We start from the raw sequence: 15,615 nt of genomic DNA, 5'->3' as shown, positions 1-15,615 counted from the left end.
CATTCAGGTCGCGGGTGTCGCCCGACAGCAGACGTTGCGGACAGGGTGCGGCTCGCACTCCGGCTTCATCAGGGAGACACACCTACCGCCCAGGTGGCGCACCGCATTCGACGCTTCGCGTTCGCGACCTGGAAATGAAGAAAGAATGCGCCACCGCGCCTGGGCGCGTGTCGCCCGGCGCGATGCCTTCAGTGCCACGACCTCAGGGGAGAGGCCCCCGCCCCGGGCACGGGGCTGGGGACCGAGCCTCAACCGACCGCGGGCTTCTCCAGCACGAGGCCGAAGTGGGTGTAACAGGTCGGGTGCAGCTCGAGGATGTTCTCGAAGTGGATGACGCGGGACGTGAGCCCCGCGGCGTGAGCGGGGTCCAGGACGCGCTCCTTCAGCGTGTCCACGCCATAGAAGCGCCCGTGCCGCTCTCCCCAGCCCGGGAAGAGGTGGATGACGGGCTCGGCCTCGCGGCGGATGTCATAACCCCACGCGGGGTCGCACATCGTGAAGGCATACTCGCCCAGGTACAGCGGGACGATGCAGACCCGGCCCCCGGGCCGCAGCACCCGCGCCGCCTCCCGGATGAAGCCCGTGTCCGCGGTCCCCTCGAAGTGCTCGAAGGAGCAGTGCAGCGTCATCGCATCCACGGAGGCATTGCCCAGCGGCAGCTCCGCGGCCGAGCCGCCAATCTCATGACCGTTGATGCCGGGCGGAAACACCAGGTCCTGGACGAACACGTTGCGCGTCTTCGCCAGGGCGCGGATGACCTCCAGATAGGGGCTGTTCAGCGTGGAGGCGATGTCGACGTAGACGGCCTCCTCGCGCGACAGCAGCGGCGCCAGTTGCGTCCAGGAGTAGTGGTACTGCGAACGCTTCTCCCAGTAGGGCTGGAGCGAGCAGTAGTGCCGGAGCACGGGGCTGCCCGCCTGCAGCTCGTTCCAGAAGCGGTCCAGCCCTGCCACATCGAAGCGGAACGTCTCGTAGGGGATGCCCGCCTGCCGCAGCGGCTCCGGGCTCTTGAGCTGGGGGCCCGGCCCATAGCGGCCGAAGCCGGTGAGGCTGAGCAGCTTCGAGAGGGGCTGGGAGGCCTGATGGGCGGCCCGGTGTCGGAGGCTCTTCTTCACGCGGGTCAGCAGGTTCAAGCGGGGCTCCACGGGGCCTGGGGAGCGCGCATTCTCGGAGCCCCCTCCAGGCGAGTCAACGCGCCCCACGCCCGCCTCCCCGCCCGCTCGACAGCTGACGGGGCGTGGAGGCGGATGGGGACGGGCTCAGTAGGGCCAGAAGCGCGCCACGAACGGGGTCTCCACGGACTGTCCCGGCGCGGTGTGCAGGCCCGCCACCCGGAAGAAGCCCTCCGCGTCGAGCCGCGCGACGAGAGGTCGCTCGCTTCCGGGCAGGTCCGAGTGGTGCGAGCGCAGCACCGTCAGCCCGTTCGCGGAGACATGGATGAGGCCCAGGCCCGGCGCGCCCGACTCGTCCCGGTACGCCGTGGACAGCGCGATGTCGCCGCCCGGCAGCAGCCCCGTGCCCACGAGCACGTCCCTCGCCTGATTCTCCACCGTCACGAAGTAGCGGTAGCCCTGCGTGCCGAAGGAGGCGTCCACCGCGCCCGTGCCGCCGTCGATGCGCAGCAGCCCCGCGCCGGTGCCGGCCCCTTCCCCACTGAACACGGCGCGAGTCCCCACCAGCACCTTGCCACCCTCCAGGAGGTGCAGCGTCCGGGGCGTGAGCCTGGGGGTGACATAGGCGGGAGGGCTGTAGCTGAAGGCTCGGTCCCGCTCACCGTTGACCTGATAGCGCCGCAGCGACAGGCCATGGTTGAGAGACGCCGTCGTGCCCGCCAGCAGGAGCGAGTCGTCCGCGAGCGCGATGACCCCCAGCCCCTCGTCGTCCCCGCCGACGTCCTCCCAGGCGAGTCCGTCCGCGCTGAACGAGGTGTCGAGCTGGCCCGTCGGCAGCAGCCGCACGAGGACCTGGTCCCGGTCCGTGTTCTGCACGGTCCCCGCGCCCACCACGCGGCCCCGGGAGTCCACGGTGAGGGCATGCAGCGTGGCGTTGCCCGCGGAGAGCTGGAAGGTCCTCACCCCCGTCGTCCCAAAGGTGGTGTCCAGTGCGCCCGTGTCGGTGAGCCGCACGAGCAGCAGGCTCTGGTAGTTGCGCGCCGTGCAACTGTTGGTGTCCGCGATGGCACCACCGGCGAGCACGACCCGCCCATCCGAGAGCACGGTGACGGCGTCGACATAGTCATCACCGTCACAGACGTCGATGACGCGCGTGCCCTGGGTGCCAAAGGAGACGTCGGGCGTTCCGTCCGGCAGCAGCCGCGCCACCAGCACGTCCCTCAGGCCCGCCGAGCCGGTGGAGCCCGCGAGAATCCACTTCCCGTCCGGCGTCACGGCCATGGCGTTGATGCTCACCGCGGGCAGCCCCAGCGCGGGGAGCCCGAGCCCCTGAGCGCCAAACGAGACATCCAGCGCGGCCTGCCCCGCCTGGACCTCCAGCGTCACCGACACCTCGACACGCTCCCCCCGGCCCTCCCCCACCACCCGGATGGGGAAGCGCCCATAGGCCGCGGCCTCCTCCACGTGGAGTTCGAACGTGGCCAGGTTCTCCGCCCCCGGCACGGACAGCGTCAGCGCGTCCGCCAGGACGTGGGCGGGCAGCCCCTCCAGCGTGAGGGTGACGTCGCCGGTGAATGAGTCGTCACGTCGCACCTGGACGCTGAAGCGCGTCGTGTTCCGCGGCGCGAAGCGCAACGTCGGCTCGGAAGGCGGGAGCACGGTGAAGGCAGGCGCCGGCTCGCCACCAGCATCCGGAGCGGGCTCCTCGGTACCAGCGTCCGGCGGTGGCCCTCCCGCATCCGGGCGAGGCGTGCCCGCGTCTCCACCCGAGGAAGAGGGCGGCGGGCTTTCGTCCGATGAGCACCCCATGCCCGTGGCCCCCAGCGCCACCAGGGCGACCAGCATCGAGAGCCGGAGGCGGGAGGGTGCGCGCTGACACGGGACGGTGGTTCGTACGGACCCGGGGACAGAGACGGCGGAAGAGCGACATGCGGGGAGGTTCATGTCGGCGGCACACTAAACAGCGGGTCTCCCCGTCGAAAGTGGCTTGTCGCATGAAACCACCCGGGGTGAAGACAGCCCGGGGTGGAGGGAGCCGGGAGACTCCCTCCACCCCGGTGTCCTCAACTGGAGTAAGACAAATCATTCTCCCCAGGTGAGGACTGATTGCTTTGGTAGCTGTTGGCACGCACCTGCCAGACCCCTCCCTGATTCGTGCCGAGCCACTGGGCAATCGTGGTGATGAGTGAAGCGTCGTGGACGTGCTTGTCCTGTTGCCAGCACACCCAGATTTCCTTCCCCGTGGTGGTGTTCTCGAACTTCTCTCGACAGTATTTCGGCATCGACTTCCTCCCGCGCGAATCGCATCCAGACCGCGCCTCCCATAACGGTCCGTAAGCAGGGCTCGTGACAGCCCTCGAGTGCTGGCGATTGACGTCCGCGGGACGTGTCACGCCACGCGTCCTCCGTTCGTTCTCAAGGCGCACCACCCACCGCGCTTTCGCGGTGCTCCCGAAGCGCCCCAGGAGGCGAAGCACGCCATGAGTCCTTCTACCCCGAGCGGCACGGACGCCACCCCCAAGCCCCCCGCGAGTCCGCCCCCCGCTCCCAAGGAAACACCGACCAAGCGCACCTCCTCGGAGCTGCGCGCGCCGAACCAGATTCGCAACCGCAAGGCCGTCGTCGCGGGCATCAACAACTACCGTCCCCAAATCAATCAACTGTCGAGCTGTATCAACGACGCCAACCTGATGGTGAGCCTGCTGGGGACGCAGTATGGGTTCGCGCCGAAGGACATCCAGGTCCGGCTGGACGAGGCCGCCACGCTGAGCAACCTGAAGGAGTCGCTGGCCTGGCTGTTCGACGGTGCCACGCAGGATGACGCGCTGGTCTTCTTCTTCTCCGGCCATGGCTACCGCGTGCAGATAGACGAGGTCTGGCGAGAGAGCCTGGTGCTCTACGACGACTTCTTCTTCGACCAGGACTTCTCCAAGCTGACCCAGCCGCTCCCCGAGGGCGTGCTGACCACCGTCCTGGACGCGTGCCACTCCGGGGGGATGGAGAAGGACCTCTTCATCGCGTCGGACTTCGCCCGGAAGCTCCATCAACTGGGGGCCACCCGCCGCGTCGAGCTGGCCAAGGTGAAGGCATACATCGACCCTCGCGACTTCGGAGCCACCACGGGAGAGAAGGCCTTCCTGCCCGCCACGCAGGCGCACCAGCGCTCCTGGCTGCACCGGAGCTCCGACGAGCGCGCCGGGGAGATTCCCTTCCGGGGCTTCGGCCGGCCCGTCCAGATTCTCCCGGGAGTGGCTGTCACCAAGGCGTATGACCCGCAGGTGGCGGCCGAGCCGCCCCAGGCCAACTGCACGCTGCTGACGGCCTGCACCGCCGAGCAGACGGCGGCCGCGGGCACGCAGCTCACCAAGAACCTGTCTGTGTTCACCTTCACGCTGGGACAGGTGCTCGGTGGGACGCCGAATGTCTCCTACGCGCAGTGCCTCCAGCAGGCCGCGGCCCAGATTTCCAGCCTGGGCTTCCAGCAGACGCCTGAGTTGCTGGTGACGCCCGACACCAACTGGGTGCGCAACCGCTCCGTCTTCCTCAACACCGATTTCGGCGCAGCGCCGAAAACCGTGGTCCCGGTCAGCCTGCCGTTCGGGCTGGGCGCTCCCACGGCTCCCGCAGTCACCCAGTCGAACGAAGGAGTCAAAACCATGACGTATCCGCAGATGCCGAATCTCCCTGGCCTCTCGCAACTCGTTGGCCTGCCCATCGGCCTCACACATCCCCTGATGGCCACGGGTCCGCAGGGTGCGGACAAGGGCTGGACGGATGTGCTCCAGCACCTGGTCAGCACCGCGCCCGCGCTCATCGGGCCCCTGGTGAACACCATCGGCGGCGCCGTCTCCGCCGCCAGCAAGGGCTACCAGCCGGCCGCCGACAAGGGCTGGTCGGACGTGTTCCAGCACCTGGTCAGCACCGCGCCCGCGCTCATCGGGCCGCTGGTGAACACCATCGGTGGCGCCGTCTCCGCCGCCAGCAAGGGCTACCAGCCGGCCGGCGCGGACAAGGGTTGGACGGACGTGCTCTCGTCCCTCGCCTCCTCGGCGCCCGCGCTCCTCGGGCCCCTGGTGAACACCATCGGCGGCGCCGTCTCCGCCGCCAGCAAGGGCTACCAGCCCGCGGTGATGGGCACCGCCGCCGACAAGGGCTGGACGGACGTGCTCCAGCACCTGGTCAGCACCGCGCCCGCGCTCATCGGGCCGCTGGTGAACACCATCGGCGGCGCCGTCTCCGCCGCCAGCAAGGGCTACCAGCCCGCCGCCGACAAGGGCTGGTCGGACGTGTTCCAGCACCTGGTCAACACCGCGCCCGCCCTCATCGGGCCGCTCGTGAACACCATCGGTGGCGCCGTCTCCGCCGCCAGCAAGGGCTACCAGCCGGCCGGCGCGGACAAGGGCTGGACGGACGTGCTCTCGTCCCTCGTCTCCTCCGCGCCCCACCTCATCGGGCCGCTGGTGAACACCATCGGCGGCGCCGTCTCCGCCGCCAGCAAGGGCTACCAGCCCGCGGTGATGGGCACCGCCGCCGACAAGGGTTGGACGGACGTGCTCCAGCACCTGGTCAGCACCGCGCCCGCGCTCATCGGGCCCCTGGTCAGCACCGTCACCGGTGCCGTCGCCGCCGCGCGCCAGTGAGCCTTCGTCGCGGCTGAAACCGGGCCGGCTCCCATCCCTCCTTCTTGGATGGGAGCCGGCTCGGCGCGCATCAACCGTCCGTCCGCTTGCGCCGCCCCGACAGCCAGCGATGGAAGCTGGCCTCGTCGCGAATCACCCCCGCCTGGGCCAGCGGCTGGACGAGCCGCTTGCGGGAGCGCTCCACGATTTTGCGCACGTTGGCGGGCGTCAGCCGGAGCGTCGCCGCGATGTCCGCGTAGCCCTGCTGTTCGACGAAGGCCAGACGCGCACAGGCCCTCAACTGCGGCGGCAACGACTCCAGCAGCTCCAGCAACAGCGCTTGCAACTGCTGCTCCTCCTGCTCCCCACACGGCCGCGCCGCCTCCAGCTCCGCGCCATCCCCCAGCTCCTCGTCGAGCGACGTCCACCGCCACGACTGGCGGCGCCGCTCACGCTGGAGGTCGATGCAGACGTTGATGGCCACCCGACGCAGCAGCGCCCAGGGCCACTCCTCCTGGGAGGAGGAGCGCGACATCTGAAGCCAGACACGAACTCCCGTGCGGCTCATCGCCTCCCTGGCCGCGTCCAGGTCCCCCAGCGTCCGCTCGCAGATTCGCAGCAGGGCGCGTTGGTGCTGACTCCAGAGCGCCTCGAAGCGCGTGGACCCGGACGCGCCCGACTCCTCTTGCTCGGGGCGCATTCAGACCTTCCCGAGCGTCAGGTCCACCAGGTCCGTGAAGGGCGAGGGCGACTGCCCCACCGCCTCGACGAGCGCGTCCACCTTCCGCAGCTCGCGCTCGAGCGCCTTGTAGTGATTGCGATTCTTCAAGAGCCGCTTGCGGCCCAACAGGAGGAAGGCCTCCTCCCGCCCCACCTGCCGCACGGCGGTGCCGAGCACGAAGCCGCGAAACGCATCCGCCAGGTCCAGGTCCCACGGCACCGCGGCGCGCTGGGCCTCCATGACGAAACACGCGGACGCCACGCGCAGCGCCTCGATGAGCGAGCGCGACGTGGGCGACTCCTCGTAGCCCAGCGCCTGCATCACATGACTGTCCCTCAGCAGGACCTCGTGCTCGACCTGGGACATCACCGCCAGCGAGTACGCACGGCGGACGATGTTGTCGAGCTGCCGGAGGTTGCCCGGCCAGCTACGGCTGAGCAGTTGCGCCTGTGCATCCGGAGCCAACTGTGCCCGGCCCTCGCGCTCGCGCTCCTGGTGTCGCCGACTCAACATGTACTGCGCCCACGGGATGATTTCGTCCCGGCGCGCATCCAGGGGCGGAATCTGGATGGGCAGGACATTGACGCGGTAGTAGAGGTCCTCGCGGAACCTCCCGGCCGTCACCGCCTCGTGGAGGTCCACGTTCGTCCCCACGATGAAGCGCACGTCGGCGCGGTGCAGCGTGCCCTCCCCCAGCACCCGGTACGTCCGCTCCTCCAGCACGTGCAGCAGCCCCGCCTGCGCGCGCAGGGACAGCTTGTCGATTTCGTCGATGAACAGCGTGCCGCCCTTCGCGAGCGCCAGGCAGCCCGGGCTGTTCTGCACCGCCCCCGTGAAGGCGCCCTTCCTCCAGCCGAACAGCGCCCCCATCTGCAGCTCCTCCGGCACCGTCATCAAATCCAGCACCTCGAAGGTCCCCTCCTTGCGCCCCGAGTGCTCGTGGCTCCAGCGCGCCAGCCTCGACTTTCCCGAGCCCGTGGGCCCGCTGATGAGGATGGTGTCCTCCTGCTGCGTGAAGACCCGCAGGACCTGAATCAGTCCGGACATGGATTCACCAATGACCGGAAGAAACGCGTCGGTTCGACTCGTCGGCATTCGTCCGCTCCAAACTCAAACATGGGTGGGGGAAGCGGGGCGCACCGGCCTGCAAAACCTCAACCAGTCAAAAATCTCGACAACCCTCTCCTTTCGCGCGCGTCTGGGATGAAAACGCGTGTGCCGGCGTCCCCGTGACAAGCAAATGCTTGTGGCAAGCAAGCAGCGCGGCGACTTTCGAGACGCGGGATGTGTCGCATCCCAGCGACAGGACTCGCGAGCGAGGCGGTGCCCGCGTCTGGCGTGCGTCATGCACAACGCGGCGGCGGCCCTGTCGAGCGTGTCTTCGCGTACTGATTTTCATCCGGGGCCGCTCACCACTCGCAGCGAGGCATGAACATGGCGGACTTCCGCACGGCGTACTCCAAGCTCATCCAGGATGTCTGGGCGAACCCTGGCAAGAAGGGCCAGATTGAGCAGGACCCGGACCTGTTGAAGGTCTACGGCTTCGACACCATCCCCAAGTCGGTGGCCTTCACCGAGGCGTACAGCGGAGCGACGACGACGGGCTACGACGAGCAGCTCAAGAGCTGGGACCGCAACAAGGACGGGAACATCACGCTCTTCATCCCGCCGCAGCCCACCGTGACGCCGGGCGGGACGGCGGGCGCCGCGGCCAAGGATGTCTCGGTCTGCTGCTGCTGCTGTCCCTGCTGCACCTGCACCTGAGCCCCGCGCATCGCTCCGGACCCGGCGGCCGCGCGCCACCGGGCTCCGGTGTCGCCCTTGTCGTTCCAGCGGTGCCCACGCTTCATGCCCCCGGGAGTCACGAATGCTGTCGAGACCTGTCTGGAAGAGCCACTGCCGCGTGGAGCGCGTCGACGAGTCGACGGTGCTGCTCCTGCACGAGAAGGACTACCTGCTCCTGCGAGGTCGCGCCTTCCCCTTGCTCGTGCCGCTGCTGGACGGACACCACTCGCTGCCGGAGGTCTTCGAGGCGCTCTCCTCGCGACTGTCCCTGGTGGAGGTCTCCCACGCGCTGGAGATCGCCGCGGAGCAGGGCTGCATCCTCGAGGGAAGCACCGACGCGCCGGAGCAGGCGCCCTTCTGGCACGCGCTCGGCGTGGACATGGCCACCGTGGCCGAGCGCCTCCAGACGCCCGTGTCCATCGTCTCGCTCGGGGGCGAGTGGGAGGAGTCCCAGCGAGAGGCCTTGCATGCCCAGGGCCTGCGCTCGGAGGGCGAGGCGGGCTTCCAACTGGTGCTCTGCGACGACTACCTGCACCCCGCGCTCGACGCGCTCAACCGCCAGGCGCTCGCGGCGCGGCGGCCCTGGATGCTGGCCAGGCCCGTGGGCGGCACGCTGTGGCTGGGGCCCGTCTTCCGTCCCGCGTTGACGGCGTGCTGGGCCTGCCTCGCGCAGCGCCTGCGCTCCAACCGGCAGCTCGAGTCCTTCCTGGAGCGGGAGCAGGGCCACGTCCATCCCCTGGTGCTGCCGGCCGCGAGCCTGTCGGCCACCACCGGGACGGCCTTCCAGCTCGCGGCGCTGGAGGTGGCCAAGGCGCTGGTGCTCGGCCCCGAGCACCCGCTCAGCGAACAGCTGGTCACCCTGGACCTGACGACGCTGGAATTGGAGCGACACGCGCTCGTGCGCAGGCCCCAGTGTCCGGTGTGTTCGGACGCGGAGGCCACGTCGCGCGCGCCGCTGCCCGTCATCCCCAGGCCCTGTCCCAAGCGGTTCGACGGTGACGGGGGCCATCGCACCCAGTCCCCCGAGCAGACCTTCGCGCGACTGGAGAAGCACATCAGTCCCATCACCGGCGTGGTGCGCAACCTGGAGCCACTGAGCGCGGACGACGGCGCGGGGCTGGTCCACAGCTACGCGGCCGGCCACAACTTCGCGCTGATGCAGCAGGACCTGCGCTTCGTCCTGCTCAACCTCCGGGGCCGCAGCGGGGGCAAGGGGACGACGGATGCCCAGGCCCGGGTGAGCGCGCTGTGCGAGGCCATCGAGCGCTACTCCGGCGTCTACCGGGGTGAGGAGTGGAGCCACGTGGCCAGCCTCCACGAGCTCCGGGACGAGGCCGTCCACCCCAACGCGCTGATGAACTTCAGCCCCGCGCAATACGCCCAGCGCGCGGAGTGGAACGCCTCACACCCGTCCGGCTTCCACCATGTGCCGGAGGTCTTCGACCCCGACCGGCGCATCCATTGGACCCACGCGTGGTCCCTCACGCACGAGCGCTTCCGCCACGTCCCCAGCGCCTACTGCTCCTTCGGGCACCCGGACCTGCGCAAGTGGTTCTTCTGCTCCAGCGACTCCAACGGCTGCGCGGCGGGCAACACTCTGGAGGAGGCCATCCTCCAAGGCTTCCTGGAGCTGGTGGAGCGCGACTCGGTGGCGCTCTGGTGGTACTCGCGGACGCGGCGGCCCGCCGTGGACCTGGACAGCGTGGACCTGCCGTATGTCCACGCGCTGCGGGAGCACTACGGCCGACTCCAGCGAGAGCTGTGGGTGTTGGACATCACCGCGGACCTGGGCATTCCCACGCTCGCGGCGGTGTCACGGAGATGGGACTCGCCGGTGGAGGACATCGTCGTGGGCTTCGGCGCGCACCTGGACGCGCGCGTCGCGCTGCTGCGGGCGCTCACGGAGGTCAACCAGTTCCTCCCCGCCGTGCAGCACCGGGACGTGGACGGCAAGACGCTCTACTGGTTCCCCGAGCGGGAGGCCGTCCGGTGGTGGCAGACGGCGACGGCGGCGAACCAGCCCTATCTGCTCCCGGACCCGAACGCCCCCGCGCGCCCCCTGGGCCTGCTCCCCGACCTGTCCTCCGGTGACTTGCGCGTGGACGTGGAGCGCTGTGTCGCGCACGCCAGGCGCGCGGGCATGGAGACGCTGGTGCTGGACCAGACGCAGCCCGACGTGGGGCTGCCCGTCGTCAAGGTGATGGTCCCCGGCATGCGTCACTTCTGGAAGCGCTTCGGGCCGGGCCGGCTCTACGACGTGCCCGCGCGGCTGGGCTGGGTCCAGCGGCCGCTGCGCGAGGAGCAGCTCAACCCCACCGGCATCTTCTTCTGAGGAGCGGACGCGATGCGGCTCCATGAATCCTTCGGGCTCACGCCCGGCATCAAGGTCCACACGCTGGAGGATGGGCGGCGCGTCGTCGCCAGTCCTCGCTTCGGTCTGGAGTTCGGCGGCCTGTCCGCCGGCGCCCGGGCCGCGCTCCAGCAGTTGGAGACAGGCGGCACGGAACACGAGCTGCTCGACACCGCGGAGCCGCATGACGGGCCCACCGCGAGCCTCCTGCTGGACCACCTGCTCCAATCCCTCGCACGGAACGACTTCCTGTACCGGACCCTGCTGCTGGAGGACGCACCGCTGGCGACGCTGCTGCCGAGCACGGCCCCCGGCCACTCGGAGCCCCGGAGGCCCGAGGCGAAGTATGTCCTCTCACGGCTCGCGTGCGTGCGTCGCGAGGACCACCAGCTCGTGGTGGAAGTCCCCGCGTCCCACGCCCGCGTGCTGCTGCGGGACACACGGGCGGCGGCGCTCCTCCCGGAGCTGTCTAGCCCGCGCTCCCTGGCCGAGCTGACGGAGCGCGCCGCCACGCTGCCCATCAAGGCCGTGGACCTCCTCCTGGGGATGCTCCTGGACGCGAAGGCGGTGCACGTCCCCGAGGAGGAGGACGCCGCGCTGGCGTTGTGGGAGCCGGAGGACCTGCTGTTCCATGGGCACAGCCGACTGGGGCGACTGCCGAGCCCCTATGGCGCCACGTATCGCTTCGAGCACCGGATGGAGCCCCTGCCCGCGCTGAAGCCCCGGATGACGGAGGCGGTGGTGCCGCTGCCCCGGCCCGACCTCAAGCGGCTCTCGCAGGAGGACGCGCCCTTCACCCAGGTGCTGGAGCGACGCCGCTCGCTTCGCACGTATGGCGAGCCGCCCATCAGCCTCGAACAGCTTGGTGAGCTGCTGTACCGCGCGGCGCGCACGCGCCGGGTCCTCTCCACGGAACATGGCGAGCTGGGTGAGCGCCCCTACCCCGGTGGAGGCGCGCTGTATGAGTTGGAGCTGTACCTCGTCGTGGACCGCTGCGAGGGCCTGGAGTCCGGCCTGTATCAGTACCGCTCCGGGCAGCACGAGCTGTGCAAGCTGACGCCGCGAACGCAGCAGGTGGAGCAGCTGCTGGAAGGCGCCTGGCACACGCTCGCCCGGGAGGGACGGCCGCAGGTCTTGCTCGTCATCACGGCCCGCTTCCCGCGCGTCTTCTGGAAGTACCAGGCCATGGGCTACGCGCTCATCCTCAAGAACGTCGGGGTGCTGTTCCAGACGTTGTATCTGGCGGCGACCGCCATGGACCTGGCGCCGTGCGCGCTGGGCGGCGGCGACTCCGAGCTGTTCGCGCGCGCCAGTGGAATCCCCCCGCTGGCCGAGGGCGCGGTGGGTGAGTTCGCGCTCGGCACCCGAGCGAAGGAGGACGGCACATGAAGGTCCTGTTGCTCTATCCCAACGCGAAGAGGGAGCTCATCGGCTGGGGAGACCTGGGCGCCATCGCGGAGCCGCTCGCCCTGGAGTACCTGGCCGCGGGGGCCCGTCAGGATGGCCACGAGGTGCGGCTGCTCGATTTGCGCCTGCATCCCCATGATTTGACGCTGACGCTGTGGAGCTTCGAGCCCGACGTGGTGGGCGTCACGGGCTACTCCATGCACGTGCCCCGGATGCTGGAGCTATGTCGGCAGGCCAAGGCGTTGCTGCCCCGGGTGCGCACGGTGGTGGGGGGACACCATGCGACGCTGATGCCCGAGGACTTCTTCGAGCCCCAGATTGACTGTGTCGTGAGTGGCGAGGGAGTCCGCCCGTTCCGGCGCATCCTCCAGGCGCTGGAGGCGGGAGACGGGCTCACGGGAATCCCAGGCGCGTGGGCACGCGCCCCGGACACGTTCCGCTTCGGAGGCGAGGCGCCCAAGCTGGACATCGACGCGCTGCCCTTTCCGGACCGGAGCCTCGTGCCGGCGGACCGGGCGCGCTACTTCATCGACTGGATGAAGCCCATCGCGCTGCTGCGGACCACGGTGGGCTGTCCCTTCCGGTGCAACTTCTGCTCGCTGTGGAAGATCATGGACGGCCGCTACTACAAGCGCGACGTCGAGCGCGTCGTCGAGGAGCTGGCCACCATCCCCGAGCGCTATGTCTTCCTCGTGGACGACGAGCCCTTCGTCAACCCGCGTCGCATGTGGGCGCTGGCCGAGCAGATTGAAGCCGCTCGACTGGAGAAGGAGTACTTCGCGTACTGCCGCATCGACTCCTTCCTGAGGGATTTGGACCTGATGCGGCGGTGGCGGGACATCGGCCTGCGGCGCGTCTTCTTCGGGCTGGAGGCGGTGCTCGACCACGAGCTGAAGGACTACAACAAGCGGCAGGCGCGCGAGCAGATCCTCCAGGGGCTCCAGGCGGCGAAAGAGTTGGGCATCCACGTCTTCGCCAGCTTCATCGTCAAGCCGGAGTACACGCCCAGGGAGTTCGACCAGCTCGCGACGTTCATCCGCGAGCAGGGCGTCGACTATCCGTCCTTCACCCTGCTCACGCCGCTGCCGGGCACGCCCGCGTGCGAATCGTTCGAGCACATCCTGGAGCGGCAGCCGAATGGCCGGCCCCACTGGGAGCACTTCGACCTGCAGCACGCGGTGACGCGGACGCGGATGCCTCGGGAGGAGTTCATGCGGGAGTACCGCAAGCTCCAGGGGGTGTTCTCCGCGTCGTACCGCGCGGCGAAACATCCCCTCTTCCAGGACCGCGAGCCTGTGCTCAGGGTGATGCCATGAGCCTGGCGGACCTCAACCTGCCCCTGCCTCCGCTGGTGACGGATGCTCCTGACTTGGGAGCCCTGCGCGCCCGGCCGCTGCGCTTCCTCACGGAGAGCGCCAGCAGGTACGGGAGCCTCTTCCGCTATACGGCGGGAGGCTGGTCCACCGTGGTGGTGAACCATCCCCTCCACGCTCAGCACGTGCTCCAGAGTCACGCGCGCAACTACGTCAAGCAGGGCACGCCCGACTTGATGATGCTCCTGCCCATGCTGGGCCAGGGGCTGATGACGACCGAGGGTGAGTCCTGGGCCGAGCAGCGCCGCGTGGCCCGTCCCGCCTTCGAGCACAGCCGCATCGAGCCCTGGGTCCAGGTCATGGCGGAGTGCACCGAGGACATGTTGCATCGCTGGGAGGACCCTGCGCGCACGGGCATCCCCTTCGACGTGGAGCGCGAGCTGGGGCACCTCACGCTGCGCATCGTCACCCGCTGTCTGTTCGGCTGTGATTTGGAGGACGCCACGACGGACTTCGCCGGGGCAGTGCAGCGGCTCAACAGCTTCATGTCCCGCTTCGACGCCGAGGACGCGGTGGGCTTGCGACAGTTCCGCGAGGCGAGCCAGCTCATCGACACGCTCGTCCAGCGCATCCTCTCGCGGCGGCGCGAGACGGGTGGCGGCACGGACCTGCTGGGCCTGCTCCTGGAAGGGCATCCTCCCGCGCTCGACGGACCCGCCGGTGAGCGCGTCCTGCGCGAGCAGATCTTCACCTTCCTGATGGCGGGCCACGAGACGACGGCGAAGGCGCTCACCTGGAGCCTGCACCTGCTCGGCCTGCATCCGGAGGCTCGGCTTCGCATGCGCGAGGAGGCGCGGGCGCTGCTGGGCACGAAGCCGCTGGTGGCGGAGCGGGTGCGGGCGCTCGACTTCGGAGGACGGGTGCTCCAGGAGGCGATGCGCCTGTATCCCCCGGTATGGTTGATGTCGCGCATCTGCCGGGAGGACGACTGCGTGGGCGGCTATCACCTCCCCGCCGGCACCCTGGTCATCGTCAGCCCGTACCTGCTCCATCGCCACCCTGACTATTGGAGCGAGCCGGAGACCTTCGACCCGGAGCGCTTCCGGGACAGCCGCGCCTCGGCTCGACATCCCTATGCGTACCTGCCCTTCAGTGGAGGCCCGCGCGTCTGCATCGGTCGCAACTTCGCGATGATGGAGGCGCGACTCGTCCTGGCCATGGTCGTCCAGCGCTTCCAGCTCCAGCACGTGGAAGGACACCGCGTGGAGCCGGAGGCGCTGGTGACACTGCGTCCCTCGGGCGGGCTGCCGATGCGTGCTCGCCGCTGGGATGCGGAATGAGTGGCTCGTATCGTCCGGAGGAGCACTCGGGAGGGCTCGGCGAGGAGCTCGCGAGGCTGAAGTCCCAGGTGGAGCTGAGCTGGCCGGAGGAGCGGCGGCTCCTTCGTGCCCTGGGGCTGACGGAGAGCATGTCCGTGGTGGAGCTGGGAGGCGGGCCTGGGTTCGTCGCGGAGAAGCTGCTGGAGCTGGTGCCGTCCGGCGCGTTGCATGTCGTGGAGCTGAACCCTGGGATGTGTGTGCTCGCGGAGGCCCGACTGGGCGCACGCGCGCGGGTGCACCGCTGCTCCGTCCTGGAGACAGGGCTGCCCGACGCGCGCTTCGACCTGGCGCTGGCGCGCTTCGTGTTTCAACACCTGGAGGAGCCCCTGCTCGCGGCGCGCGAGGCCCTCAGATTGCTTCGTCCTGGAGGGCGGCTGGTGGTCAGCGAGCTGGACGCCGGACTGTGGGGCGTGGCGGAGCCGTCCCTGCCGGAGCTGGAGTCCATCCACCGCAAGGCGGAGCGGCTTCAGCTCCAGCGCGGCGGCAATCGCTTCATCGGTCGCCAGCTCGTGCGCCTGCTCACCGCCGCGGGGTTCACGGACGTCCGTCTGGACGTCATCGCGTACCACAGCGACGCGCTGGGCCTGGAGGCGTTCCGACGCCAGTTGGACCCGGAGCGGCTACGACCGGCGATGGATGCCGGGCTCATCTCCCAGGAGGAGCTGGAACAGGTGCGCGCGGGATACCGCCGTTTCTACAGCACCCCATCCGCCTCCATCCTGATGCTGGGCTTCGTGGTCCACGGCCTCCGGGCGCTTCCCGTGGAAACCTTGTAACGACGCCGCTACTGGAGACCTAGGGGCAATGCCGATCAGTTAAGGGCGAGAAGGATCATACTGCCGCGACCGCATACAAGGAGGCGGTTGCGTGGGAAGAGGTCCATTCGGGTATTTGCCCTCTGCGGATGAGGGGGCGTTCGACCGGCTGTG

Annotated in this window: 12 protein-coding genes; 7 read left to right on the top strand and 5 right to left on the bottom strand. The window is 69.4% G+C overall.

The genetic code is table 11. The features are described 5' to 3' along the window. Positions 1-248 precede the first annotated feature (248 nt). The 3 genes from HUA75_RS43120 to HUA75_RS43110 form a co-directional block, all read right to left on the bottom strand. On the bottom strand, positions 249-1,133 hold the full coding sequence (locus HUA75_RS43120; RefSeq protein ID WP_141648682.1) for a class I SAM-dependent methyltransferase: 885 nt from the start codon (positions 1,131-1,133) through the stop codon (positions 249-251). A gap of 126 nt (positions 1,134-1,259) precedes the next feature. Further along, positions 1,260-2,957: a delta-60 repeat domain-containing protein gene (locus HUA75_RS43115; protein WP_254628068.1), complete on the bottom strand. Its 1,698-nt coding sequence runs from the start codon at positions 2,955-2,957 to the stop codon at positions 1,260-1,262. 218 nt (positions 2,958-3,175) lie between these two features. Further along, positions 3,176-3,394 carry a hypothetical protein gene (locus HUA75_RS43110; protein WP_141649527.1) on the bottom strand — a complete coding sequence of 73 codons (219 nt, stop codon included), beginning with the start codon at positions 3,392-3,394 and terminating at the stop codon, positions 3,176-3,178. A gap of 198 nt (positions 3,395-3,592) precedes the next feature. Between HUA75_RS43110 and HUA75_RS43105 the strand changes: the two genes are divergently transcribed. Then, positions 3,593-5,752 (top strand): caspase family protein, encoded by a 2,160-nt coding sequence (locus HUA75_RS43105; protein WP_174489748.1) that lies wholly within the window; start codon positions 3,593-3,595, stop codon positions 5,750-5,752. A 70-nt stretch (positions 5,753-5,822) separates the two neighbouring features. Here the strand turns inward: HUA75_RS43105 and HUA75_RS43100 are convergent, their stop codons facing one another. Next, the gene (locus tag HUA75_RS43100; protein WP_174489747.1) at positions 5,823-6,431 is read right to left on the bottom strand and encodes an RNA polymerase sigma factor; all 609 of its coding nucleotides are present in this window, start codon (positions 6,429-6,431) and stop codon (positions 5,823-5,825) included. After that, on the bottom strand, positions 6,432-7,499 hold the full coding sequence (locus HUA75_RS43095; protein ID WP_305794755.1) for a sigma-54 dependent transcriptional regulator: 1,068 nt from the start codon (positions 7,497-7,499) through the stop codon (positions 6,432-6,434). It abuts the gene before it with no gap. A 387-nt stretch (positions 7,500-7,886) separates the two neighbouring features. Between HUA75_RS43095 and HUA75_RS43090 the strand changes: the two genes are divergently transcribed. The 6 genes from HUA75_RS43090 (at position 7,887) to HUA75_RS43065 (ending at position 15,462) form a co-directional block, all read left to right on the top strand. After that, positions 7,887-8,216 (top strand): hypothetical protein, encoded by a 330-nt coding sequence (locus HUA75_RS43090; protein ID WP_174461150.1) that lies wholly within the window; start codon positions 7,887-7,889, stop codon positions 8,214-8,216. A 103-nt stretch (positions 8,217-8,319) separates the two neighbouring features. Further along, positions 8,320-10,569: a TOMM precursor leader peptide-binding protein gene (locus tag HUA75_RS43085; protein ID WP_174489745.1), complete on the top strand. Its 2,250-nt coding sequence runs from the start codon at positions 8,320-8,322 to the stop codon at positions 10,567-10,569. A 12-nt stretch (positions 10,570-10,581) separates the two neighbouring features. Next, the gene (locus tag HUA75_RS43080; RefSeq protein WP_174461148.1) at positions 10,582-11,976 is read left to right on the top strand and encodes a SagB family peptide dehydrogenase; all 1,395 of its coding nucleotides are present in this window, start codon (positions 10,582-10,584) and stop codon (positions 11,974-11,976) included. Next, complete coding sequence (locus HUA75_RS43075) at positions 11,973-13,310, top strand: B12-binding domain-containing radical SAM protein (RefSeq protein WP_174489744.1); 1,338 nt, start codon at positions 11,973-11,975, stop codon at positions 13,308-13,310. The genes HUA75_RS43080 and HUA75_RS43075 overlap by 4 nt, the downstream gene beginning before the upstream one ends. Further along, positions 13,307-14,647, top strand: coding sequence for a cytochrome P450 (locus tag HUA75_RS43070; RefSeq protein WP_174489743.1), 1,341 nt, complete (start codon positions 13,307-13,309; stop codon positions 14,645-14,647). Before HUA75_RS43075 ends, HUA75_RS43070 begins: the two co-directional genes overlap by 4 nt. Beyond that, positions 14,644-15,462 carry a class I SAM-dependent methyltransferase gene (locus tag HUA75_RS43065; RefSeq protein WP_174489742.1) on the top strand — a complete coding sequence of 273 codons (819 nt, stop codon included), beginning with the start codon at positions 14,644-14,646 and terminating at the stop codon, positions 15,460-15,462. Before HUA75_RS43070 ends, HUA75_RS43065 begins: the two co-directional genes overlap by 4 nt. The last annotated feature ends 153 nt before the right edge of the window (positions 15,463-15,615 follow it).

This window comes from Myxococcus sp. CA040A, from assembly GCF_013336725.1.
In the GTDB taxonomy this organism is placed as follows: Bacteria; Myxococcota; Myxococcia; order Myxococcales; family Myxococcaceae; genus Myxococcus; species Myxococcus llanfairpwllgwyngyllgogerychwyrndrobwllllantysiliogogogochensis.
This window is presented reverse-complemented; position numbering and strand designations above follow the sequence as displayed.